Origin of the sequence: Streptosporangium sp. NBC_01469, assembly GCF_036227305.1 — a bacterium.
Lineage (GTDB): Bacteria > Actinomycetota > Actinomycetes > Streptosporangiales > Streptosporangiaceae > Streptosporangium.
The window spans coordinates 1,484,597-1,508,537 of the sequence record NZ_CP109465.1 but is presented as its reverse complement, the minus strand read 5'-3'; the positions used below and the strand labels follow the sequence as shown (position 1 = coordinate 1,508,537).

The following is a 23,941-nucleotide window of genomic DNA, read 5'->3' as shown; positions in this document are numbered from 1 at the left end:
AGAAGCCGGAGAAGCCGGAGAAGCCGGAGAAGCCGGAGAACGGGAGAAGCCGGAGAACGGGAGAAGCCGGAGAACGGGAGAAGGCGCCGACCCGCGGGCGGGAACGACTCGGAGGGCCTGAGACGCGAGGAGGGTGCGGGACCCGTGACGGGTCCCGCACCCTCCTGCCCTGCGGGGTGGGTTCAGCCCGCGGTGCCCGTCGAGGACGGGTAGATGCGGAGCCAGTCCACCTCCATCCACGCCTCTCCGGAGCTGCCCTGGCCGGGGAACCAGTCCAGCTGCAGGCAGACCGACATCGAGCTGCTGGTGGCGTTGCCGGAGCGGAACCACTCCTGCCCGTCGATGTAGCCGACGACGCTACTGGGGGTGACCTCCACGGCGTAGGTGTGCCAGGTGGTCATGTCGATGTTGGCGTGGGCCTGCTCCTGCCCCTGAGGGGTGTGCAGGAAGAAGTTCGGGCGCTGCCTCTCCGGATCGTCGATGACCTCCAGGAAGTCGATCTCCTCTCCCGTGGAGCTCCGCACGTTGCCGCCGCCCTCCTTGGGCCACAGCAGGGCGACGGGGTGGTACGACCCGGCGCCCGGGTACAGGCGGATGCGGGTCTCCCAGCGCCCGTAGGCCTGGTCGTGACGGGCGGCCAGGCCGGCCGTGGTCCCGTCCTCGCGGCCGTACAGGTAGAGCGCCCCGTTGCCGAGGTAGAGCTGCTGCGGGGAGCGGCGGCCGTTGCCGGCGTGCCCGGCCGAGTCGTAGAACACCCAGTCGGACTCGTCGAGGTAGTCGTCGAACTCCGCGCACCAGGACGGCGCGCCCCAGTTGAGGGCTTGCGCGGCGCTGGCCTCGCCGGTGGCGGCGGGGGCGCAGGGAGCCGCCGAGACCACCTCTCCCTGGGCCGCGCTGAGGGTGCTCACGGCCAGCGCGGCCACCATGCTGAGTACGGCCACCCGCACGTGGGATCTGGTGATCATGATTACTCCTCCCAGGATCTGGCGCAGAGTGTGGAGGGACTGAAGCTCCAGCAGCCGGTGCTGGTCGGGCTGGGGATCGACGGTGCGGTCGGGTTCGGCGGCGGCTGGGCGGGTGAGGTGGGCGGCGCGAACACCCAGCGCGGTGCGCCCGCCGGCCCCTGGTTGGCGATCAGCCGGACGCCGGGGAACTCCGCGGTACGGCCCCGCCAGGGCGCGAGGCTCCAGCACGAGGCGATGTCCTCCGGCTTACAGAAGTCGGAGGTGGAGCGCCTGAGCGGGGGCAGGGGCAGGACGGTGTGGGTCGAGGGCGCCGGGGACGGGACCGCCACCGGGGATCGGGTGCTCTGGACCGGCTCGGTCAGGAGCGAGGGCTCGTAGACGCCGGTCCGCGTGGGTGCGGGCCGGGGCGCGTGTGTCACCCAGCGCGGCGGACCGGTGCGCGGGGGGGTGGCGGTGGGCGTGGGGGTCGGGCTCGCCGAGGGCTTCGGCGTCCCCTTCGGCGGGGTGGTGGGCTTCGGGGTCGTCGACCGGGTGGGCTTGGGCGCGGGGGTGGCACTCGGCGCCGGCTTGGTCGCCGTCGCCGTCGCGGTGGGGGTCGCCGTTGCCGTTGCCGTTGCCGTTGCCGTCGCTGTGGCGGTTGCGGTTGCGGTTGCGGTTGCGGTTGCGGTTGCGGTGGCGGTGGCGGTGGCGGTGGCCGTTGTGGTTGCGGTGGGCGTTGCCGTGGCCGTCGCGGTGGGAGCGGGGGGTGTGGGGGTCGGGGTCGGCGCGGGCTTGGTGGCCGTGCCGGAGGGGGTCGGTGTCACCTTCGGCGGTCGCGGTGTCCCGGTCGAGGTGGGCGCCGGGCTCGCCGTGGACGACGAGGTGGCGCTGGGCGACGGCGCCGGGGTGGCGGGGGCGGACGTCGCCGTGGAGGTCGCGGTGGACGTCGCCGACGGCACCGGGGTGGGCAGCGGGACGGGAGCCGTCTTCGGCGGTGCCGGGGTGGGCTTCTTGGTCGCCGGGGGTGCGCTGGTGGTGGGCTTGGTGTTACCGGACGGCGCCGGGTTGGGCGCCGCGTTCTTCGGCGGTGCCGGGGAGACCTTCCTCTCGGTCTCCGGAGGCGTGTCGGTGGGCCTGGTGTTCCCCGAGGGCGTCGGCTCGGACGTCCTCGGCGGCCCTTCGGTGGACCTGGTGTTCACGGGCGGATTCTCGGTGGGACGCGATTTCCTGGACGGCGGGTCCGACGGCACCGCGTTCCTGGGCTGGACGGTTTCCCTCGTCTGTGGCTCCCGCGCGGGCGCGGAGAACTGCTCGGCGGGAACCTCTTCCGTGCGCGGCGCGCTGTTCCTCTCGCCGGGACGGTTGTGGGACGTGGGAGGGGAGTCGCCGGTCTTGGGGGGCGACGTTCGCTCCACGGGGGCGCGGTCGGTCTTCGTCTCGGTGGACGGGTCCCCGTCCGGCCCGGAGGGGGAGCCGCTGTCCGCGGGCGGGTTCTCGTCCGGTGCCGAGCGGGAGTCGCCGTCCGTGGACGGGTTCTCGTCGGGTGTCGAGCGGGAGTCGCCGTCCGAGGGGGGACCTTCGTCCGGCGGGGAGGGGTTTTCGGCCTCGGGGGGGAACTCCTGTTGTGCGGGGGGAGGCCCGGCGGGAGGACCGGCGAACTCCTGCGACGATGAGCCGGAGCTCACGCCGGGATCCGCCACGGCGGCCCACGGCTGGGCGATGACCGCGCTTGTCGTCGCGGATACCGCGGCCAGCAGAAGGCCGGAGAGTAAGGTGACACGCCGGGACGAGCTGCGTGGGGGCATTGATCGCTCTTCCTGGATCTATGGGGTGGGCTCTGGGCCGGAGATGGGTTTCCAGCCCGCGGCGGTGAATTCCGGGGTGCCCGGGAGGGCGACCTGCGGCACGGAGGTGGCGAGGGGGTCGGGGACGTTGACCCAGTCCCCCTGGTTCGCACCGCGCATGCCGGGCTGCCAGACCATGAGCAGGCTCATGGCGTATGGGCTCGAATAGGTTGGATCGGTGTCGCCGACGCCCTTGGTCGCGGTCACCTGGACCAGGACCGAGACCTGCACCTGATCCTGGGCGCGGGGCTTCCACTGGACGCCGATCGTGCGCGTCCGCATGGCGGCGCCGTCGGGGAGCGCCCCGTCCTGGGGAAGGCCGAGGATCTCCCGCCATCCCGCGACGGCCTCGCGGGCACCGGCCCGCGCCGCGTCGTGCTCCTCGGGCCGCGCGTACAGCACCGCCGCCTGCTCGGCCTGTTCGGCGTCCAGGGTCCACGCCGCCTCCAGCGCCGCGGCGGCGGCGGAGACCGCGCCCAGCTCGGTGCGGGGGAACCCGACGGGGTAGCCGGCCGCGCCCTCGTAGGCGGAGGGCGGGGCGAGCAGCACGGTGTCCCCGACGGCCTTCGGCGCGGAGGCGTTCACGGGGGTGGGGTCGGGTCGAAGGAGCTGCCATGCGCCGGCCGCCAGCAGGATCGTCCCCACGATCGAGACGACCACGATGAGCATCCGCCGCCGGGCGCTCGGCGGCGGGCCCAGATCCCAGTTCAGCGTGGGATCGTCGGCGACCGGCCGCACTAGTGACCCCGGTCGGGGCGCTGCCCGAAGGTCTGCCCGGCCGCCGCGGCCAGGCGGAGGTACGCGCCCCGGGTGGTGGGCCGGAGACGGACCAGGTCCACCTCGGCGCCCTCCTTGAGGTGCGGGTCGTAGGGGATGCGGATCACCGCGCGGCAGCGGGAGGTGAAGTGGCGCTCCAGCAGGTCCAGGTCCACGTCGGACTTGGGTTCCACGGCGTTCAGCACGACGATGGCGTTCTTGACGAGGTCGGCGTGACCGTGGGCGGTCAGCCAGTCCAGCGTCGCGGCGGCCGAACTCGCCCCGTCCACCGCGACCAGGCTGACCAGCACGATCTGGTCGGCCAGCTCCAGCGTCGCGCCCATGGCCCCGTGGAGCAGGCCGGTCCCGCAGTCGGTGATGCAGATGGAGTAGTAGCGCTCGATGAGCCCGGCGACCGTGCGGTAGTCCTCGGCGTTGAACGCCTCGCTCACCGCCGGGTCGGTGTCGGAGGCGAGGACCTCCAGCCGGGCGGGTGACTGGGAGGTGAAGGCGCGCGCGTCGGCGTAGCGCAGGATGTGGGGGGCCTCGGCCAGCATGGTGCGGATGGTCGCGGCCGTCTCGGACTTGACCTTGATGCCGAGGGTCCCGCGGTCGGGGTTGGCGTCGATCGCGATCACCCGGTCGCCGCGCAGGGAGGCCAGCGTGTTGCCGAGGGCGACGGTCGTCGTGGTCTTGCCGACCCCGCCCTTGAGGCTCATGACCGCGATCCGGTGGTGCCCGCTCGCGACGGGGGTCTGGGCCTGCGCCATCAGCGTGCGCCGTTCCAGCTCCGCCGCCGACTCCGCGGGGATGATGCGCTTGCCGGAGAGCTGCCAGACGAGACGGCGCCACCCCCCGGCGGGTTCCGGGCGGCGGTTGGTGAGCAGGTGTTCCGCGGTGAGCGGGACCGTTTCGTGGAACTGCTCGGGTGGGGTCGGCGGAGTGGGCGGTGATGCGTGGATGTGGGGAGAGGTATCCGTCACTGCCTTGGTCCTTTCTCGAAAAGCGATCTTGGGGGGATGGATCGTCAGCAGGTCCGCCAGCGCACCGTCGTACTGATCGAGTCGTCGAGGCCGTGAACGGTCATCGGGGCGGTGACCGAGGCGGGTGCGCCGCACCAGTTGCGGACCCGGTGGGCACGCAGGTTGATCACCTGGGTGACCCCTTCCCGCAGCGTGCCGCTGGAAGGGGTCACGGCCAGGCCGGGAGCCGATATCCGCCATTTCAACGGCTCTCCCGAGATGGTGAGGACCATGCTTCCCAGGCCGAACTCGTCCAGCGTCACCACGGGCGGGACCCGCAGGCGGGAGGCGAGCCCGTCCTGCCGCGCCGGCGCGCCGGCGGCGGCGGAGGGCGGGGACCGGGTGGCCTGGCTGGTGGACGCCTGCAGCGACCTCGCGGGCTCTTCGGGCTCGATCGCCGGGCCGAGGAGGTTCATGCCGGTCAGGGTGCCCGCCGCGCCCGCCACGACGATGATGACGATCTTGATCGTGGTGTTCCTGATCCGGGCGCCCGCCCAGCTGAGCGCCTCCAGCACGCGGATCCCCATCTCGATCCGCTCCTCGTCGGGGCGGTCGTCGGGTTCGGTGTGGAAGCGCAGCGCGGGAACCTGGGCGTCGTCATGCACCTCGGCCTCGCGTACCCCGGCCTCGCGTACCCCGGTGTCACGCATCTCGACGGACGCCTGCCCGGCGATGACGACGGGCTCGGCCCTGGCGACCGGTTTGGGAGCGGGCGGCTCCTGCCTGGGGATGGTGCCGGTGAGCTCCTCACTCTGGGCGAGCACCTCGCGCGCCCACGCCTGGGTGAGCAGGGCGTCGTAGAGCGGGGTGTCGTGTCCGGGTACGGGTGGCGCGGACGGCGGCCGGGACGGCCGGGTCCTGCGGGGCGGCAGGGCGGGCAGCGGGGGCAGGCCCGAGGGGTTGGCGGGCGCCGCGGGCCCGTCCCCCGGTGCCACCGCACCCGACGCCGTACTCGACGGCGTCGCGGCCGGTGGCTTCGCGGGAGGCTTCGACGCCACCGGCGGGTAGGGAGGCGTGCCGACCCTGGGCGCGGGCAGCGCCACGGCCGGCGGTGCCGGGGTGGCGGGTGGTGTGGGGGACCGGTGCCCGGGTGGGGCGGCGGTCCGGCCCCCGGGCGGGGGCGCGGGAAGGACCGGGGACCGCCCCCCTCCCGGAGGGGCGGACAGGACGGGAGACCCGCCACGGGCCGGGCGTGCGGGCGGGATCACCTCGGGGGCCACCCCCGCGGCCGCCTCGCGGGCGACCTCGGGAGGCAGCGAATCCGTGAGCCGCTGCCGCTCCTCGGCGGAGAGCGGCGCGACCGGGGGATGGGAGATCATCTGCGGCACCGTGTAGCGGATGTTGATCGGCCGCGTGCACACGGAACACCTGATCATGTGAGAGAGCAGGCTCGCCTGGGCGCCCCCCGGGTCGGCCGGAGCGGACGCCGCCCGCCCGCCGGCCAGGCCGTCGGGGAAGACGCCGGGAAAGACGGTCTCCACCAGCGGGGCGAGGTCCGGGCAGGTACGCCGCCCGTGGGCGAGCGCGTCCAGCCCGCTCACCAGCGTCTCGATCAGATCCTGGGTGCGGGTGGCGAGCCTGGCGACCTCGTCGACGGGCATCGCCAGCACGTGGGAGAGATCCTCCATGCCGAGCGCGTGGCGGTACGTCAACCTGAGCGTCTCCGTGCCCAGGGGGTCGACGATCGTCCACACCCGCTCGATCAGCGAGGCCTCGGGCATGCCGGGTCCGGAACCCGGCACGTACCGCTCCCGGTACCCCGGAGAGGTGCGGCAGTCACGTCGCAGTGCGGCCAGCAGTCGTCCCCGGGCCGTGACGCCTCCGGGAGCGGCCTCGGCCCGGCCGGCCACCAGCGCGGAGACGACCGCCGCGTGCGCCCGGCCGGGTTCGAGGTGGGAGGCGGCGTAGTCCATCAGGTGCGCGCCATGCTCGCGCACCCAGGCCGCCCCCTGGCCGGGGCCGGGCGTGAGCCGCCCGGTTCCGGTGGGTGTGCTCATCGGCCGTCGTACTCGACCGGGTCCGGCTCGACCTGGCCCTGGTCGGTCCGGCCCTGGTCGGACTGGAAGGGAGCGGTGTTCTCGCCCGGCCACTGCTCGGGGACGTCGTCTCCGCTGCCTCCGGGGTCTCTGGGGGCCACCGCGTCCTCGGGGACCGGCTGCTGGGCGGGGTTCAGCCCGCCCGTGTCCGGCTGCCAGGGCTCCTCCTGGCCGGGGACGCCCTGTCGCTGGTCGGGCTGTCCCTGGTCCGGTTGTACCTGGTCGGGCTGCGGGAGGGTGCTCTCGCTGGGGATCGGGCTGGGAAGCGGGACGGGCGGGGGATCGGTCACCACGAGCTCCAGGTTCCGCTGGGGCAGGCCGGTGAACTTGGTCCAGTTGCTGATCTGACCGGCTGCGGGCTCCGCGTAGAGCCAGCGGATGAAGGCGGGCCACAGGCACGAGTCACGGGGGATCGTCGCCTGGCCGCCCTGGGACGGGCTCGGCCCACTGGTCGCGCTGAGCGCCTGGATCTCCTCGGTGGTGTAGTTACGGCACGGTGGGGTGCCCGGCGGGGCGATGTTGAGGTCCCACACGCCGTTCTCGTCGGTGTAGCGCATGCCCCTGTCCAGCCCGAGGGCCTCGTAGGCGCGTCGCAGGAGCTCGGGGTTCTCGAAGACCGGCAGCGAGACACCGCCGTCCGGGCCACCGCCGGGAAGCTGCGGGGTGGCCGGCATGAGCACGGTCCCGTCGGGGCCCTGCGACGTGTTCTCACCGGGGCCGACGGAAGGCCGCGGCTGTACGGGCCGGGACGGCCCGGCCGAGGGAAGGCTCCGCGACGGGCTCGGCGCCTGCGTGCGCTTGTGGCCACCGGGCGGCTGGACCGGCCCCGGGTTGCCGTTTCGCGCGGTCGGCGCCGTCGAGGGGGTGCCCGGGTCGCCGGTCGGCCTGGTCTCGGGAGGCGCGGTGGGGAGGATGATCTCGCCCGAGGGCACGATCGGCCGCCCGGTGCCCGACCGGACCGCCGGCCTCAGGGTGCCCGTCGGCCGGGGGTTCCTCGCGTTGTCCCCGGGCTGCGGGGGCCGGACGTCACCGGTGGGCCGGGGCTGCTGCTGCCCGTTGCCTCCGGTGGGCTGGGTCTGCGGGGGCTTGAGACCACCGGTGGGCTGGGGCTGCCGGTTCCTGTCTCTGTTTCCCTCGGGGGGCTGCTGCCGGTTCCTGTCTCTGTTTCCCTCAGAGGGCTGCTGCCCGTTCCTGTCCCTGTTCCCGTCGGGAGGCTGCTGCCCGTTTCCGCCCGTGGGCTGGGGCTGCGGCTGCCTGTCGCCGTTGGTCGCCGGGGGCTGCGAGCGTCCGTTCCCCCCGCTGGGCTGGGGCTGCGACGGCTGCGACGGCCGCGAGGGGCCCGAGGACCTCGTCCCGCCGGCCTCGGGGGCCGGCTTGGGCGGCGCGACAACCTCGATCTTCTTCTCCGCGGGGCGCTCGATGACGCTGCCGCTCTCGTTCTCGCTCTCCGAGACGTTGCCGCTGATCTTCTTCGTCGGGGTCGGAGGCGGCGGGGCCGGGGGGTTGACGGGCTGGTTGTTCACCGGCGGGGGCTGCGCCGGCCCGGGGTTGGGGGCGGGCTGAACCGGCGCCGGAGCGGGCGGGGCGGGCTGGGCGGGCGGGTCGGCCTTCTTGGTCGTCGCGGGTTTCGTCGGCGCGTTCGTCTTGGGAGCCGACGGCGGGGTCGGCGTGCTCTTGGGGTTTCCCGGCCGCTGGACCAGCGCGCCCGCCGCGGCGGCCACGCCCAGGACGGGAAGGGCGACGCAGCCCTCCCCGGCGCCCCCGATCGCGTGCCCGTCGGTGGTGGTGGTCAGGCAGACCCGCTGGTCCCCGGCGGCGGCGGCCGGTTTGGCGCCGTCCGCGATCGTGCTGCCCGCGTCGGCGCCGGAGAGGGGGAGCGGCTGGTCACCGCCGGGTGCCCCGCTCGACGTCCAGGCTCCCGCCTGGTCGTCGAGGAGGTACGTTCCCGCAGCCAGCCGCATCACCTGCCCCTCGCCGGGGTCGGGGCGGATGGCGATGACGGTTCCCAGCCCGGCGCCGGCGCCGAAGACGCCGATCGCGACACTCGCAGTGATCACCGTCGCGCGCGATGGCTTACGTGAGGGTGTCATTGAATGGTCCTTTTCTTCCGGTGAAAACGTCAGTCGCCGTGGCTCTCCAGGACGTCGCTCCACTCGCCCAGCACGCGAGCGGGCTCGTTCGAGCCGGCGGGGGGGATGTGTGTCACATACATGCGTCCGTATGTGGCGTTCACCGAGCGGGCGAAGGACTTGTTGCGGGTACGGACGGCGGCCGAGCCCTTCAGCTTGACCTTCGCCCCTTCCCGCACCGCCTCGCGGAGCTCGGTGGATCGGGCTCCGTACCAGACCAGGGCGCCCCCGTCACTGGTCCTGAGCGCGCGTACCGGTCCCTCAAGCCGGTACGACAGCGTGAGCCTCCAGTCGGCCTGGTCCAGCCGGGCGCGCTCCTGCTGCCAGAACAGCGCGGCCTCGCTGGTCCACGGCCCCTCGTCGAACCGCGCGTCGATCTCGGCGTTCTCCAGGCTCGCCAGGTGCGCGCGGGCGATCTGCCGAGGGGTCGCGCTCAGCCCGGTGGCGCTCTCCGGGAGGCTCGTCGCGTACCCCTCGCCGTCGGTGGCTATCTTGGGGAACCGCGCCGGGGTGGCGCGCGTGTCGGCGGCCGAGGCGACGAGCCGCCAGCCGCCGGGGGCCGAGCTCATCACGTCGACGATCCGGGCGACGCCGGGCTCGTACGAGACCGCCACGAACCAGTCGGCGGTGCCCTCCACGTGGCGCGGGATCCACACCTGGGGGTTGGGCCATATCCCCGTCGCCAGTGAGGTCCCCTGCATCTCGGCGGTCTTGAAGCCCGCCCGCGTCATCTCCAGCGCGAGCCCGTGCTCCAGCTTCGCCATGGCCGCCTCGTCCTTCCTGGCCTGGGCCACCGACAGCCCCCGCTGGTAGCGGCCGTGGATGCCGTACGCCTCCTTGGCGGTGAGCTGGGGCGAGCGGGACCCGGCCGGCGGGTCGGCGGGTGGCGGGGTGGTCCTGGTCTCGGCCCGCGGCCTCTCCGTGGGAGTGGTCTCGGGGCGGGGGGACCTGCCCGTGCCGCTTCGGGTGGGCTTCGGGGTCGATGTGGGGGTGGAACGGGAGGAGGTTGGCGTCGGTGTCGGTGAGGGCGAGGAGGCGGCCTTCTCCCAGCCGGTGTCCGAGGGGTCGGGAGTGGGGTTCGCCGCCAGGGACGAACCGGAGGGCGCTCTGGTCGCGAGCCAGAACGCGGCCACGGCGATGATCGCTAAAACCACCGTGAACAGAATAACCTTCCGCCAATCGAATGACAGGAGGCGTTCGGGATGCCAGTCGGATGCGTGTTCGGAATCGTGCCTAGAGGAACCACTGCCACGGCCAGAGGACCCAGCCTGTCCATCTGGGAAATCTGATGCACGCCATGACATAGGTCCAAATATTAGACTGACCGTGATCTATTTGGAAGGTAAAGGGCCCAGTAATTGCCACTTATGGTTATTGGGTTATAAATAACACCTAAGTGGATATATGGGCCGTCCGAAACGGGCAACGCCCCCACCTGCTGCCCTCCTGCGGGTGGACCGTGCCACTGGTTCTCTAGAGATATCCGGCCATCCCGAGGTTTCGGATGATCCTTCACGTTTCTTGTTGAACTGCCATTTCCCTGGCGCAGGCCGGTCGTTCGTCTCCCGTTGGGCTTTCCGGCGGGAGTCGGCGCTCTCGTCCGCGTACGGACGATCGCGCAACCGTTTCCCACTCCGGATTGGCGCAAGCCGTCATAGCAACTTGATATGTATGCGTTTCCTCTGTTTGGCCGTTCGGCTCCCGGCCCGCGTTCGGCTAATTGGAACCCCCGCTTTTCCGGGGTCGCGCGGACGGCGGCCCTCCGCCCCCGGGCGCCCGCCGGACGGGGCGCGCGGGCGCGCGATCGGCCGGCCGGGAGGCCCCTCCGGGCGGCGCCGCGCCACCTCGCCGGACGCCTCGCTCGCCTCGCTCGCCTCGCTCGCTCCGGTCGCCCCGGCCGGCGCGTGACGCTCGCGACCGAGACGATCCCCGCCCCGGTCTCGTCCGGCTGACACCTTCGGGGGCCGGGGGTCAGCGGCGAGGGGCACCGGGGGTCAGCGGCGAGGGGCACCGGGGGTCAGCGGCGAGGGGCGCCGGGGGTCAGCGGCGGAGGGCGCCGCCACCCGCGCCGAAGCCCGTCTCGTGGTTCCATAGGTGGGTGCACCCCGGGCACTGCAGGTGCAGCAGGCTCCCGGTGTTGCCGAGGAGATAGCGCCAGTGCTCCCCGCAGTTGCGCCCGCCGAGACAGTCGCCGCAGTCGAGGTGGTCCTGGCAGGCGGGGCAGGGCACCCACGCCCTGCGCCCGAGGTCGGCGTACGGGTCAAGTGGCAGCACGACCGTGCTCCCTCCGGGGGAGTACGCCGGCGGCCACGAGCATGTCGTAGGTCTCCCGCTGCCGCTCGTCGAGATCGGAGTAGAGGAGGCCGTACGCCTCCTCCTCGGCCCGCATCGCCGCCACCGGGTCCCAGCCGGGCTCCAGCGCCGCCATGACCGCGGCGCGGCGGCGAGTCTCCTCAAGGGTGAGGTCGATCTCGAAATCGGTGTGCGGGCTGGTGTTTTCCTGGCTCATCGCATGACTTCCCGGTCGGCCGGCGAGCGTGTCGGAGAGGTGGTCGGGGGCGTTCGGACGGCACCGGGGAGGGACGCGGGTCCGCCCGGACCGCTCTTCGCGATCGGCCGCACGCGCCCCGGGGGCTCCTCGGAGGGGAAAGATTTGTCCGTTATATACCTTTACATACGCTTAAGGCATTTTGTCGGCATCTCTGTGTGACACGTGTTACAGGTGACCGGCCGCACGGAAGGCAGCGGACCGTGCCCGCGTCCGGGGCGGAACCCTCCACGACCGGGTATGGGACTCCCCGAGGACAACCACAGCTCGGGGGGCTGCCATGACCGCGTACACCCTGTCGATCGTCGAAGGCGACACCGGCGGCGTCTCGTCCGGCGACGACATCTTCTCGCCCGCCTCCCCGGTCGACTTCGGCCAACTCGACCCGTACACCCTGCTGTGGCTCACCGAGCACGGCTACGAGGAGCGGGGAAGGCGGGTCGTGGTCACCCCGGCGGGCCGCGAACCCGAGGGGGTCCGCGTGGTCGCCTCCCGTGACGTGGACCTCTGATCTCCGAGGACGGCTCCCGCGGCCCGGGGCACGCGCCCGGCCGGGGAGGCCGCCGGGAGCCGGGTGACGTCCACCGAAGGACCGGCCGGGTGGAGGGCGGTACGGCGTGGTATCCGCGGCGCGGGTGATTTCCGCCTGACAATCTAGGTGTGAACGGACATTCCCGGAGATCGTTTCTCCGGCTCGGCGGTGTCACCACGGCCGGAGCGCTGATCCCGGCGTACGCCGCGGACACGGAGACCACGCCGCGCGCGTCGATCGACCCCTTCGTCCCGCTGCGCCACTGGTGGCGGGACGTGACGGCGGGGTCGGGGTTCGACGCGACGGCAGAGCCGTACCGGACCCGGCTGGCGAGGCTGGGGGCGAGGGCGGCCGGATACCGGGACGCCATGGCGCCGGCCGACGCGTCGCTCTGGCCAGACTTGGCGTTCCCCTCGCTCGGCGCCACCCCGGCCCGGCTGCGGACCATGGCCCGCGCGTACGCCCTGCCGGGGACCGGCCTGACCGGCGACGCGAACCTGGCCGCGGCCGTAGCGGACGGCCTCGACCACTACCGGCGGCGGGTGTACGCCGCGGGCGCCGACGAGGTCGGCAACTGGTGGTACTGGCGGATCGGCACCCCCAAAAACCTCCTCGACGCGGCCCTGCTGATCGGCCCGCACCTGACGGACCGGCAGAGCGCGGCGCTGCGGGAGGCGGTGGACCACTTCCTGCCCGAGTGCCGTCTGGACGACTACAGCGGGACCAGCACCGGGGCCAACCGGGTGGACCTGTGCGTGGTGACGTTGCTGCGCGCCGTCCTCGGCTCCGACCCGGCGAAGGCCGCGCTGGCCGTCTCCGCGCTCTCCCCGGTCTTCCCCTACGTCTCCGAGGGCGACGGGTTCTACCGGGACGGCTCCTTCGTCCAGCACACGACCGTCCCCTACCAGGGGACGTACGGAGCGTCGCTGCTGTCCGGTCTCGCGACGCTGTTCGCGGTGTTGCGCGGCTCGCCCTGGGAGATCACCGACCCGAACCGGCAGGTCGTCTTCGACAGCGTCGAGAGGACGTTCGCGCCGTTCGTCCACGACGGCTTCTGCATGGACCTGGTCAGCGGCCGGGCGATCGGCAGGCAGCCGTACGGTGACCACGAGAGGGGGCGCGCGATCGCCTCCGCGATCCTGCTGCTGGGGGAGACGGCCTCCGCCGCCGAGCGGTCCCGCTGGCAGGGCATGGTCAAGGGGTGGGCGCTGCGGAACACCCACAGGCCCATGCTCGAAGCGGCCGAGAAAGACGACCTGGGGTTCCACGCGCGCCTCGCCGCGGTCCTGGACGACGACGCCGTCCCCGCGGCCGACGAGCCTGCGGGGCACCGGCTCCTGGCGATGAGCGCCCGCGCCGCGCACCGCGGGCCGGGCTGGTGCGCGGGCCTCAGCATGGCCTCCCACCGCATCGGCCACTACGAGCACGGCAACGGCGAGAACCTCCGAGGCTGGCACACCGGTTCGGGGATGCTCTACTGGTGGGCCGACGGCCACGGCGACCAGTATTCCGACTCCTTCTGGACCACCGTCGACCCCTACCGCCTGCCGGGCACGACCGTCTCCACCCGGCGGCTGGCCGACGGCGCCGGCGAGGCGTGGGGGGACACCTGCCCGCCGGGCCGCTGGGTGGGCGGCGCCACCGACGGCGTTCACGCGACGGTCGGCCAGCACCTGAACGGCTTCGAGAGCACCCTGGAGGCCTTCAAGTCGTGGTTCTTCCTCGACGACGCGGTGGTCTGCCTCGGTGCCGGGATCACCGGCGAGGACGGCGTGCCCGTCGAGACCGTCGTGGACAACCGCAGGACCGATGCGCTCCTCACCGTGGACGAGGGGAAGGGCTGGGCGCACCTGGAGGGGCACGGCGGCTACGTCCTGCCCTGCGGCACCCGCCTGCGCACCCTGCGCGAGGAACGCACCGGCGGCCCAGACCTGGCACTGGGTGAGGTACGCACCGGCAGCCCGGCCCCAGCGCTGGGTGAGGTACGCACCGGCGGTCCGGCCCCGGCAGCGGGCAAGGAAGGCGCCGGTGGCCCGAACCCGACGTTGGGCGAGGTACGCACCGGCGGCCCGGACCAGGTGACCCGGAGCTACGTGACCCTCTGGTTCGACCACGGTGTCGACCCCGTCTCGGCCGGTTACGTCTATCTCCTCCTGCCGGGCGCGAGCCTGGCGGAGACCCGGGCCCGCGCCGCCGACCCCGGCTGGGCGCGCGTGCTCGTCAACACCGCCCGGCAGCAAGGTGTCCGGGTCCCGTCACTCGGGATCACCGCCGTCACCTTCTGGAACGACGGAACCGTCGATGACCTCGCCGCCTCCGCCCCGTGCGCGGTCCTCGTCAGGGAGCGCGGCGACGGTACGGCCACGCTGACCGTGTCGGACCCCCGGCGCGACCTGAGCGAGCTGACCGTGACCTGGAGCCGGCCGGTGACCGAGGTGGTCCACGGACACCCTCTCCTGGCGAGCGCCACGACCGGCGTGAGACTCACGCTCACCTTCGGACGCCTTGCGGGCCGGGGCGGCGCCTCGAACACGGTCACCGTACGCCTCGGTTAGCGGGGGGGCCGGACACCGAGGCGGGGCCGGGCGAGGCGGTGTCGACGGCCGGTCCTCGGGCGTGGAAACGCGTCGATTCTCAAGCACGGAGAACGTATTGATCTTTGTGAGCGTGGAGAACGCGTCGATTCTCAGGTGTGGAGAACAAACGGTGTGCGTTCCGGAACAACAGCTGGATTCGCCCGCGTGACCCCTGCGATCCGGGCGACGCAGACGAATCCGGCGGTTCCGGCCTGACCGATCATCAAGCCCGGCACGATGGGAAACCCCCTTCAGGCACAACCGCCCCGTTCGCGAACATGAGCAGGAGGACATCGTGGTTCCCAGGTGCGAGCAGTTAGGGTCCGTCGATCTCACCACGTGGCGGGTCGTCCCCGGCGAGACCAACCACGAGAAAGAGGAGACCGGCATCTGGGCGATCGCCGGTGGCGACGGCGACGACTACACCCTCTACGCGGAGGTTCTCGACGCCGAGCGGCCCAGGGAGGTCGCCGAGTTCATCGTCGAGGCGGTCACCGACCACACGCACCGGCTACGTCTGGAGGGTGCGATGGCCGAGGTCGAGCGGGAACGCCGGAGGCAGCGGGCCGAAGGCGACGCGCTGGACCCGTCGAGTCCCCACCTGGTCGAGGTGGCGAAGCTGGCCGGTCTGGTCGAACAGGTCGGCGGGATCGGCCGGGAGTTCGGCCGCGACAGGTTCCGCACCGGCCGCGAGGAACTCGACGGGCGCCTGTACTCCCAGCTCACGCAGGTGGCCGCCACCGCGGTGGCATGGATGGAGAGCATCCTCGCCCGTGCCGACGCCCACGAGGACATTCCGGACGACACCCGCGAAGACGTTTCCGTCGACGTCCGAGAGGAGGTTCCTGTCGGCGCCCGCGAGGAAGCCCGCGAGGAGGTTCCTGTCGGCGCCCGCGAGGAAGCCCGTGGGGACGGCCCTGTCAGCGCCCGCGAGAACATCCCCGACAACGCACGCGACGACGTACACGACGGCGACGCCCGCGCCGACCAGGTCGTCCCCCGCTGACTCCCGGCTGCCTCCGCCGACCCCGCCTGCCGGGCCTGGCCTTCGGGGGTCACGGCCGTCTGAGGTGGGTCAGCCGTTCGAGCACCGTGGCGAAGTGGTGCGACAGGCTGCAGGCGTGCCACGACTCCGGTCTCCTCGGCAACAACGGCTGTCCGTTGGCGAAGCGCTCGATCTGCTCGTCGCCCCACGAGAACGCCGCTCCCCGGGGCGGCCAGAGATCCGCGACCACCGCCTTGCACAGGTTGTCGAAACCCGCGAGGGCACCGGGGCCCTCGCGCCGCTCGCATCGGTAGGCGTACCACTGGCCGTCGACCGCGTACCGCAGGTTCGGGTGCGGGTTTCGCCCCTGTGACACCCGCGGGCTGGACACGCCGTAGTCCGCGTAGGACAGTTCGGTCGCGGTGTACGAGCCCGCGACGTCCGTCCACAGGACGGCGTCCCGCCGGGGGATGGCCATCGGGGTGTCGAAGGGGACGTCGGCGAGGGACTTGGGGAACGCGCCGGCGGCCAGGGTGACCGAACGTACCGGTATTCCTTTCGCCCAGGTGAGCGCCTGCCAGGCGGCGGCCTTGTGGCCCTCCAGCAGGGCGTCGGAGTCGACCGCCCACAGGTCGAGCACGAGATCGATGTCCCTGAACCGCAGGCCCAACTGGTCGCGTATCCGGCGCGACAGCCGGGCGTCGTCCGCGGAGGTGCGCGGCCCGGACCAGGGCACGCGCAGGCAGACACCCTTCCGATGCTGCGCGGCGGCGTACCCCGCGCTCCGGAACGCGCACTCGTCGTCCTCCGGCCGTACCACCGGGATCATGCGATAGCCGAGCTTCCCCACGGCGTTGGACACCATTGACATGACACCGGGGTCGTCCGGGCTTTTGTACTTGCCGAGCACGCGGCGGCAGTCCACCGCGAAAACGCGATCGGTGGGCAGATGCTCCTCCACGCGTTTCTCGAAAGCGGCCACACTCTCGATTACCGACCGCTTCCCGTCGCCGGTGTCCGACTCCAGCGGCATCACTTCGATCAGCGGTCGCACGGAGGGCCGGAGCTCCGCGGCGACCTTTCCCAGGGCCAGGAACTCACCGGCCCGCCCTCTCAGGATCGGCATGTACACCGTCATGACATGGTTCTCCGTGTGGTTGGCGAACCCGCGTCCGGCGCGGCGGCCGTCCCTCGCCTCCCGGCGGGCCGCCACCTCTCCGGTTTTCACGACGGTGTACTCCGGCGATGAATTCGTCAATATTCCCCGGAGTCATATTCCACGAGAATGATTCGTCCGCCGATGCCGTTGAGCTTGAACTGACAGGAGATGAGAAAAGGACGGTGACGGTAATCGGATTGTCGCGGGCGGTGAGGCGCGGGCGTCCCGGAGAGCTCCCGGTCACATGCCGGAACCTCTCACGCCGCCGAAGGGCCTCGTCGGGCGGTCAGAGGTCCAGGCCGGAGCCGCCGAACCGGTCCCGCAGGAACCTGCCCTGGTCGCGCAGGGCCTGCTCGTCGCCCCGGTAGACCGACTCGGCCACCTTGCGCAGCTGGGTGTCCAGCAGGTCGAGCTGGGCGAGCAGTTCCTCGTGCGCGCTGCGCTCCCGCTCGCCGCGCCGGGTGAGCGCGTAGGAGCGGGGCAGGTTCGCGTACGCCTCCAGGCTGGACGGCAGGTAGTCCCTGATCGTCTGCGACACGATGTGCAGGTGGTCGGGTGAGGAGGTGAGCGTGTCCGCCCGCCGGAGGATGTCGCGCAGCACCTCGGCGAGCGCGCCGACCCTTGTCACCACGTCGTCGGGGAACCGGTTCCCGCCGACCTCGGCCAGCAGGGCGTCCAGGTCGGCTCCCAGCTGCCGTGACTCCACCTCCGCGTGCGAGATCGTGAGCCGCACCCGGTCCGCCGGGGCGAGCAGCGCCCCGACGCCGTACAGCCCGGCGACCACGACGGGCCAGTACGTCCCGGCGAGGTCGAGGAAGACCAGGACCACCCCGGCGAGGGCCAGGGCGCACCCGGCGATGTTCCTGGTCGACCCGGCGTAGGCGAGGATCCGCCCCGCCGGGCTACTGGTAGCCACGGATCTCCTTGAAGGCCGTGGCCAGCGACCCCTTCCTGGCGTCGAAGGTCGCCCCGCCGGTGAGCTCGGCGATCCGCCTCATCTCGTCGACGTCGCTGTCGCCGAAGAGCACGACGAACGTCCTGAACTTCACGGGGAGCGACGCGTAGTAGCCGGCGAAGTCGTCGTACGAGCTGCCGTCGGTGTTCTCGCCGTCCGTCATCAGCACGATCGAGGTGAAGTCCTCCGACGCCGACGCCCCCGCCTGCTCGTAGGCGGCCCGCAGGCTGTCGAAGATCGCGGTCCCGCCGTCGACCCGCAGCCCCTCGCTGTACGAGCGGATCCGCTGGAGCACCGGTTCGGGATCACGGTCGGGCAGCGTGAAGGTCTCCGGGGTGCCGGGGCCCGTGTTGAACGGGATCATCGTGACCGTCTCGCGGTCGCGGAAGCGCGAGAACGATCCGCTGACGGAGGTGTCGGCGCCGGACAGGGCGGTCAGCGCCTGCTTGAGCGCGTCGATCCGTCCTCCCCCCATCGAACCGGAGGTGTCCAGCACGAACAGGGTCCGCGACGGCCTGCGCACCTGGTTGAGGTAGACGCCGATCAGCTTGTCGGCCGCGCCGCGCCGGTTGGGGAAGGGCAGTTCCACCAGCGACGCGGTCCCGAAACGCGGGTCGGGACGGACCTGGGGGACGATGGGCCTGCGGTGGGTGGTGGTCATGATCTCCCGCTGGATCTCCGGCGTGCGCAGCCAGGCGGCGAGTTTCCCGTACAGCTCCTTCTTCTCCGGGGGCGCGGAGCTCAGCAGCGTGAGCGGGTAGTCGGCCGTCACCACCCCGTCGCCCGGGTAGACCAGCGTGAGCGGCTCGGCGAGCCTGCCGGAGGCGTTGAGGCCGAGCAGCACCGACTCGTAGTTCACGAGCCCGTCCACCGCGCCCTCCTTGACGTACGCGTCCGCGAGCCAGCCGGAGGAGCCGGAGGTGAGCGTCTGCGCCGAGAAGAACTCCTTCAGCCTGGGGGTCGCCGAGGCGATCTGGGCCTCCTCCAGGGCCTCACCGGCGTCGGAGAGCGCCGCCGTCACGCCGACCAGCGCCGAGAATCCGGAGTTGGACGCCGCGGGGCTGGTCATGCCGAAGGTGAACTTCCCGGCGCTCGCGGCCGAGGCGATGTCGTTCCAGGTCACGGCCTTGCCGTCCCAGCCGAGCTCGCGGGCCTTGGACGCCTTCAGCCCGAGCAGCACGGGCGAGACCATGACCTTGGTCTGGGTCGAGAGCCGCGCGGCCGCCCCGTCGATCAGCGACAGGTAGCGGTTGGAGGAGAACCACGTCGCGTCGTACCGCCCGTCCGCGCCGCCGCTCGCCACCTGGTCGGCCCCGTCGAGCGTTCCCGCGTACGACAGCGTGACCCGCACGCCGACGGCGTCCTGAGCCCGTCTGAGCAGTGGTTCCAGGTCGCCGACCTCGCTTCCCGCGAGGACGCGGAGCACGTCGGGGCCGTTCGCGGGGCCGTTCGCGGAACCGGCGGGCGTGTCGGCCCCGCCGCACGCGGCCGACGCCACCAGCAGGGCCAGCACGACGAGCGCCCGCCTCACCGGACGCGCACCCGCCCGTCCGGCCTGAAGCGCGTCCGCTCCTACGCCGGGTGTCGGCTCGTTCATCGGGTGAGCCCCTGTTCGTCGCCCCGCTGTGAGCGATCCAGGTACGTGCGCGCGTGGTCCAGCTCGACGGTGAGGCTGTCCACGGTGATCGCCATGTTCTCCACGGCCTTGGCCTTGAACGTGTCGATCATGTCCATGGTGGCGTAGATGTTGTCGAACGCCTTGCGCAGCGCGTCCATACCGACCGTGGTCGACGCCGCCTGGGTCTGGATGTCGGCCGCCTGCGTGCGCAGCATCTCGCTGGTCGCCACGATCAGGTCGGAGGTGGTGCTGTTCAGCGCCGTGATCTGGTCGAGCACGAGTTTCTGGTTGGCGAGGGCCTGGGCCACGGTCACGGCCGTGCGCAGCGCCGCGATCGTCGTCGTGGTCGCCCGGTCCACGCCCTTGATCAGTTCGAGGTTGTTCCTGCGGATCAGGTCCAGCGCGAGATACCCCTGGGCGGACACCGCGAGCTGGGTCAGCAGGTCCTGGTGCTTCTGCCGGATGCCGAACAGCGCGTCCGAGCGCAGGGCGGTGGCCTTCTCCGGCTCGGCCGCCTCGACGTACATGATCTTCTCTTCCACCGCGGTGTCGAGGGCGGCGGCGAGCAGGGCGTACTCCTGCAGGCGCTTCATCGACTCCCACAGGTTGGTCTTCTCGCCCTCGATGGCCGCGTTGTCCTTGCGCAGCTCGTCCTGCCCGGACTTGAGGGCGCGGATGATGTCGTCGAGGTGTTTCTGCGCCGAGTGATATTTCGCGAAATAGTCGCGCAACTTATCCCCGAACGGGATGAGTCCCAGAAGCTTCCTGGCCGGGCCGGACGTCTGCTTGGGGTCGAGGTCGACGATCGTCCGGCGCAGCGCGACCAGCTGCCCCGCCACCGCCGCCTGCGCGTCCCGGCCCTCGCCCCTGGCGGACGCCAGCGCGGCCACCGGACGCTTCAACATACGGTTCGCCACCTGGGAGGAGGCCCGGATCTCCGTGTCGCCCATGGAGGTGATGTCGTGCACCTTCCGGGTGAACTCCGGCGACCTCGGGTCCAGGCCGCTCAGTTCCTCGGCGAAGCCGCCTGCCTTCTCCGCCAGTTCCGCGTCCCGCCCCTCCGGGATCGGCAGCATGGTGGCCGCCTTCTCCGCGGGCACCTTGGCCACGGGTTCCGGCGGGCTGAGCACGAGATCGCTCACGGTGGTTCTCTCCTCGAAGCGCTGGGAAGCCGGGAAGGTGAGGTCAGGGGGTGGACGAGGGGACCGCTCCGGACCGGTAGAGCGTCTCGACCGCGGAGATCATGCCCTCCAGCCGCTCGTGGTCGGGGGGCTCCACCACGTCGATCAGGCCGGGTGGCAACGGGGCTCTCACCTTCGCCACGAGGTCGTCGAACGCCTTGGCGTGAGCGGTACGGAAGCCGTACAGGGCCGCGAGGCGCCCGAGTTCCGGGTCCTCCTGCAGGAGCCGTCCGACCTCGGTGCCCCGCGCGCTCAGCGGTACGAGCGTGTGCTTGCTCAGGACCGTGGGCGCGGGATAGAGCAGCCGCATGTCGGGACGGATCGAGCCGTCCCCGGCGAACAGCCGCGAGGCGTACTGCGCCTCGTAGATCACGACCATGGGCGTCTTCCCCATCCCCAGGGACAGGTAGTCCTCGAACGGCGCCTCGGTGGAGGTCTCGGAGTATCCCTGGTCGAGGAAGAGGGGGGCGACGGTCCCGGCGACCCTGGCACCCTGCTCATCCGAGGTGACCACGTCGTCGCCGTTGGCCACGTAACCGGCGATCGAGAGGTACATCGCCGCGGAGTTGGAGGTGCGGATGTCGGTGGTGGTGAGCAGCACGCGCTTGCGCGCCGGGTAGGCGGTGTTGCCCGGCAGCTTGTCCCACCGGGTGCCTTTCGCCACCAGATCCAGATATTTCTGGATATCGAGCACCTGATACCCCTGGCCGGAGTCCCGTACGACGCCCGCCTTGGTGAGTACGTCCACGATCGGGGTGAAAGTGGCGATCGCCATGGGCGAGGAGAACGGCGCGAACGTGCGGGTGGCGCCCCGGTCACGCCTGATCTTCTCGGCCGCCGGAGCGCTGGACGGGAACGCGAAGCCGTATTTCCCCAGATCCACCGAGGTCGCGATCTGGCGCGATCCTGCGGTGTCGACCTCCACCCGGAGGCCGTGCCCGGCGAAGGCCGCCCGCACCCTCGGATCGTCGAAGAACGGCTTCTTCTCAGAGCCGATCACCCCGCGGACCAGGGCGGGTTCCCGTGCCTCCGCGCCCCCGCCACCGTTGCCCACCACGATCGCCGCCACCACGGCGGCGCCGAGGAGCAGCGCCAGCCCGACACCGATCCAACGCCTCATGTGATTCCTCGAAAGCTTGCCCCGTATCGCTATGAAATAGCGGTTGTAATTGAATTATGTGATTAATGACGACAGTACGGAGCGGGGCACTAGCAATGTATTGACAATTCACTTTCCGTTCACCGATGTGCCGCTCAACCGGCACTCGCCGTCGCGGACGCACGGGCCGCCATGCCGGGCACCACCGGCTCACGCGTACCATTCAGCGGTGGAGGTTCTGGAATCGGAGGAGTGGCGGGCGCGGGCGGAGGCCCACCGGCTGCGGATCGAGGTGTGGGCGGAGCCGCACCTGGCGCGCAGGGCGCGGGGCGAGGCCCATCCCATCGAGGACTTCCTGTTCACCTACTACGGGCACCGGCCGGCGCGGCTGCGGAAGTGGCATCCGGGCGCCGGGGTCGTCCTGCGGGGGGCGCGTGACTTCGGCCGCGACTACCTCGACACCCCCGAGGGGGCCACGCTCGACACCGCCGCGCTGATGGACAGGCGCGGGTCCTCCATCGAGTGGATCACGCGGCTGCTCGCCGCCACCGCGGCCCGGCCGGGGTATTTCGGCTGCTTCGGCCTGCACGAGTGGGCGATGGTCTACCGGACCGCCGAGGTGCGGCACGGCTCCTGGCCGCTGCGGCTCGGTGGGGAGGAGATCGCGGAGGTCGTGGAGCAGCGCGGCGTGCGGTGCGGCCACTTCGACGCGTTCCGCTTCTTCACCCCCGAGGCGCGCCCGCTCAACGCGCTGCAGCCGACGCGGGAGCGGCAGCCGGAGCTGGAGCAGCCGGGCTGCCTGCACGCCAACATGGACCTCTACAAGTGGGCGTACAAGCTGTCACCGCTGGTCAGCGGTGAGCTGGTCGCCGACTGCTTCACGCTGGCCCGCGACATCCGCGCGGTGGACATGCGGGCCAGCCCGTACGACCTGAGCTCGCTCGGCCATCGGGCGATCCGGGTCGAGACGCCCGAGGGACGGGCCGAGTACGCCGCCGAGCAGCGGGGCTTCGCCGAGCGGGCGATGCCGTTGCGGCAACGCCTGCTCGACGTCGGCGAACAGTTGCTCGCCGGCACCCGCCTCCCCTGACCGGCGGCACCCGGGCGCCGGGTCCGGGGCCTCAGCCGTTGCGCAGCTGCTCGACGAGGGTCGTCCGGACATCGCAGTTGCGGAGCGCGAACGAGTCGGCCAGGGCGATCAGCTCGTCCTCGCCCAGCCCCTGAAACAGCTTGGCGTACTCGTAGGCCAGGGGCTGGGCGACCGCGAGGTTCAGGATGAGCGTGCGGACCCAGTCGAAACGGCCCCACGGGTACGGATCGAAGTCGGGGAACTCATGCGCGATCATGTCCTGGAACGGCTTGGTCACCTCGACGATCCCGTTCCCGTCGCTGCCCCAGTTGTCGGCGCCCAGGCGGTTCTTCTTCGCCACGAAGTCGCCGAAGCGCTTCAGGTACGGGGAGTCGGGCCGCACCATGGCCACCCCCTGCCGCCCGAGGTCCTTGTACATCCAGCTCGACCAGCTCGCCCCTTCGCGGCGGTAGATCTCAAGCTGGTCCGCAAGGACCTGCCGGCGCATGGCGTCCTTGCGCTCGTCGCCGGTGTAGATCGGCGCGAACTCGCCCACCCAGACCGGGGTCCCGGTCTGGCGGCTGTACTCGGTGCGCTTGAGGTACTTCTCCTCCAGCGCCGCCCTGTCGTAGTACTTGCCGTCGGTGACCCCGGGGTAGTCGCCGCCGTTGCCCATGCCCGGGGCGGCGTAGTCGTGGCAGACGTAGACGGTGTTGTCCCACTCCTTGTCGAAGACGTCGAACTCGGTGGAGTACGTGTTGCCGTCGAGGAACAGGATGTGGCGGTCGTCGATCGCGCGGATCGCGTCGACCAGGCGGGTGTAGAAGGGGCCGACGACCTCGCGCGACTCGTCCGCGGGCTCGTTGATCGGGTTGTAGCCCGCCACCCAGGGGTTGTCCTTGTAGTGCTCGGCGATGCGCTCCCAGATCGCCACCACGCGGTCCTGGAAGTGAGGGTGGTCGAAGAACGCCGGCCGGTGGGTCGGGTTGTCGGAGTGCCAGTGGTGGTTCTGCGACCCCGGCAGCGCGTGCAGGTCGATGACCGAGTAGATCCCGTGCCGCGCGCACGCCTCGACGGCCCGGTCGAGGTGGCGGAAGCCGTCCTCCTTGAACTCGAACGGCTTGGAGTCGTCCTCGAAGTGCCGGTAGTTGACGGGGAACCGCACGCAGTTCATGCCCATGCCGGCCAGCAGTTTCGCGTCGTCCTCGTCGAAGAACGCGGTCAGCAGCCGTTCGAAGAACAGCTCGTACTTCTCCTCGCCCAGGACCTCGCGGAGCGTGCCGCGCATCAGCGACTCGTTGCCGGAGTAGCCGGTGATGAAGTTCTCCATGTTCAGCCAACCACCCACGGCGACGCCTCGCAGGCGTACGACGGTGCCCGTCTGGTCGACGAATTCGCGACCTGCCGTGCGGAGGAAGGCCGTGTTGTTCGACGTCATGTGTTCTGTTCCTCAAATCTGGAAGCGCGGTGGATCATGGGGTGGTCTCG

The 23,941-nt window shown here is 71.6% G+C and carries 19 protein-coding genes; 6 read left to right on the top strand and 13 right to left on the bottom strand.

The window, feature by feature from the left end; all coding sequences use genetic code 11:
- Positions 1 to 182 precede the first annotated feature (182 nt).
- The gene (locus tag OG587_RS06650) at positions 183 to 965 is read right to left on the bottom strand and encodes a glycoside hydrolase family 16 protein (RefSeq protein ID WP_329087842.1); all 783 of its coding nucleotides are present in this window, start codon (positions 963 to 965) and stop codon (positions 183 to 185) included.
- Positions 966 to 995: 30 nt separating this feature from the next.
- Here OG587_RS06650 and OG587_RS06645 point away from each other — a divergent pair, with 30 nt between their 5' ends.
- Together OG587_RS06645 and OG587_RS06640 are read left to right on the top strand one after the other, a co-directional pair.
- The gene (locus tag OG587_RS06645) at positions 996 to 1,343 is read left to right on the top strand and encodes a hypothetical protein (protein WP_329087840.1); all 348 of its coding nucleotides are present in this window, start codon (positions 996 to 998) and stop codon (positions 1,341 to 1,343) included.
- A 12-nt stretch (positions 1,344 to 1,355) separates the two neighbouring features.
- Positions 1,356 to 2,957, top strand: coding sequence for a hypothetical protein (locus tag OG587_RS06640; RefSeq protein WP_329087838.1), 1,602 nt, complete (start codon positions 1,356 to 1,358; stop codon positions 2,955 to 2,957).
- A 568-nt stretch (positions 2,958 to 3,525) separates the two neighbouring features.
- Here OG587_RS06640 and OG587_RS06635 read toward each other — a convergent pair.
- The 6 genes from OG587_RS06635 to OG587_RS06610 all read right to left on the bottom strand — a co-directional run bounded on the left by OG587_RS06635 (position 3,526) and on the right by OG587_RS06610 (position 11,240).
- Positions 3,526 to 4,527: a MinD/ParA family ATP-binding protein gene (locus tag OG587_RS06635; RefSeq protein WP_329087836.1), complete on the bottom strand. Its 1,002-nt coding sequence runs from the start codon at positions 4,525 to 4,527 to the stop codon at positions 3,526 to 3,528.
- A gap of 44 nt (positions 4,528 to 4,571) precedes the next feature.
- On the bottom strand, positions 4,572 to 6,563 hold the full coding sequence (locus OG587_RS06630) for a hypothetical protein (protein WP_329087834.1): 1,992 nt from the start codon (positions 6,561 to 6,563) through the stop codon (positions 4,572 to 4,574).
- Positions 6,560 to 8,659 carry a hypothetical protein gene (locus OG587_RS06625; protein WP_329087832.1) on the bottom strand — a complete coding sequence of 700 codons (2,100 nt, stop codon included), beginning with the start codon at positions 8,657 to 8,659 and terminating at the stop codon, positions 6,560 to 6,562. Before OG587_RS06625 ends, OG587_RS06630 begins: the two co-directional genes overlap by 4 nt.
- Before the next feature lie 62 nt (positions 8,660 to 8,721).
- On the bottom strand, positions 8,722 to 9,885 hold the full coding sequence (locus OG587_RS06620) for a hypothetical protein (protein WP_329087831.1): 1,164 nt from the start codon (positions 9,883 to 9,885) through the stop codon (positions 8,722 to 8,724).
- 886 nt (positions 9,886 to 10,771) lie between these two features.
- Entirely contained in the window at positions 10,772 to 11,005 is a 234-nt protein-coding gene (locus OG587_RS06615) for a hypothetical protein (RefSeq protein ID WP_329087830.1), read from the bottom strand.
- Complete coding sequence (locus OG587_RS06610; RefSeq protein WP_329087828.1) at positions 10,992 to 11,240, bottom strand: DUF6400 family protein; 249 nt, start codon at positions 11,238 to 11,240, stop codon at positions 10,992 to 10,994. The genes OG587_RS06615 and OG587_RS06610 overlap by 14 nt, the downstream gene beginning before the upstream one ends.
- A gap of 319 nt (positions 11,241 to 11,559) precedes the next feature.
- Between OG587_RS06610 and OG587_RS06605 the strand changes: the two genes are divergently transcribed.
- From OG587_RS06605 to OG587_RS06595, 3 genes are all read left to right on the top strand, one after another.
- A complete protein-coding gene (locus tag OG587_RS06605; protein ID WP_329087827.1) occupies positions 11,560 to 11,790 on the top strand; it encodes a hypothetical protein in 231 nt (76 codons plus the stop codon).
- Between the two features lie 149 nt (positions 11,791 to 11,939).
- A complete protein-coding gene (locus tag OG587_RS06600; protein WP_329087826.1) occupies positions 11,940 to 14,366 on the top strand; it encodes a polysaccharide lyase 8 family protein in 2,427 nt (808 codons plus the stop codon).
- A 316-nt stretch (positions 14,367 to 14,682) separates the two neighbouring features.
- On the top strand, positions 14,683 to 15,393 hold the full coding sequence (locus OG587_RS06595; RefSeq protein ID WP_329087825.1) for a hypothetical protein: 711 nt from the start codon (positions 14,683 to 14,685) through the stop codon (positions 15,391 to 15,393).
- Positions 15,394 to 15,442: 49 nt separating this feature from the next.
- Here the strand turns inward: OG587_RS06595 and OG587_RS06590 are convergent, their stop codons facing one another.
- From OG587_RS06590 to OG587_RS06570, 5 genes are all read right to left on the bottom strand, one after another.
- Positions 15,443 to 16,600, bottom strand: coding sequence for a beta family protein (locus OG587_RS06590; protein WP_329087823.1), 1,158 nt, complete (start codon positions 16,598 to 16,600; stop codon positions 15,443 to 15,445).
- Between the two features lie 217 nt (positions 16,601 to 16,817).
- Positions 16,818 to 17,447 (bottom strand): hypothetical protein, encoded by a 630-nt coding sequence (locus OG587_RS06585; protein WP_329087821.1) that lies wholly within the window; start codon positions 17,445 to 17,447, stop codon positions 16,818 to 16,820.
- Positions 17,434 to 19,083 carry a VWA domain-containing protein gene (locus OG587_RS06580; RefSeq protein ID WP_329087819.1) on the bottom strand — a complete coding sequence of 550 codons (1,650 nt, stop codon included), beginning with the start codon at positions 19,081 to 19,083 and terminating at the stop codon, positions 17,434 to 17,436. The genes OG587_RS06585 and OG587_RS06580 overlap by 14 nt, the downstream gene beginning before the upstream one ends.
- Complete coding sequence (locus tag OG587_RS06575) at positions 19,080 to 20,246, bottom strand: toxic anion resistance protein (protein WP_329087817.1); 1,167 nt, start codon at positions 20,244 to 20,246, stop codon at positions 19,080 to 19,082. Before OG587_RS06575 ends, OG587_RS06580 begins: the two co-directional genes overlap by 4 nt.
- Before the next feature lie 43 nt (positions 20,247 to 20,289).
- Positions 20,290 to 21,405 carry a hypothetical protein gene (locus OG587_RS06570; RefSeq protein ID WP_329087816.1) on the bottom strand — a complete coding sequence of 372 codons (1,116 nt, stop codon included), beginning with the start codon at positions 21,403 to 21,405 and terminating at the stop codon, positions 20,290 to 20,292.
- Between the two features lie 208 nt (positions 21,406 to 21,613).
- Here OG587_RS06570 and OG587_RS06565 point away from each other — a divergent pair, with 208 nt between their 5' ends.
- Positions 21,614 to 22,474: a 3-methyladenine DNA glycosylase gene (locus OG587_RS06565; protein WP_329087814.1), complete on the top strand. Its 861-nt coding sequence runs from the start codon at positions 21,614 to 21,616 to the stop codon at positions 22,472 to 22,474.
- A 31-nt stretch (positions 22,475 to 22,505) separates the two neighbouring features.
- On the opposite strand, the gene OG587_RS06560 is transcribed toward OG587_RS06565, so the two are convergent.
- The gene (locus OG587_RS06560) at positions 22,506 to 23,891 is read right to left on the bottom strand and encodes a glycoside hydrolase family 5 protein (RefSeq protein ID WP_329087812.1); all 1,386 of its coding nucleotides are present in this window, start codon (positions 23,889 to 23,891) and stop codon (positions 22,506 to 22,508) included.
- Between the last annotated feature and the right edge of the window lie 50 nt (positions 23,892 to 23,941).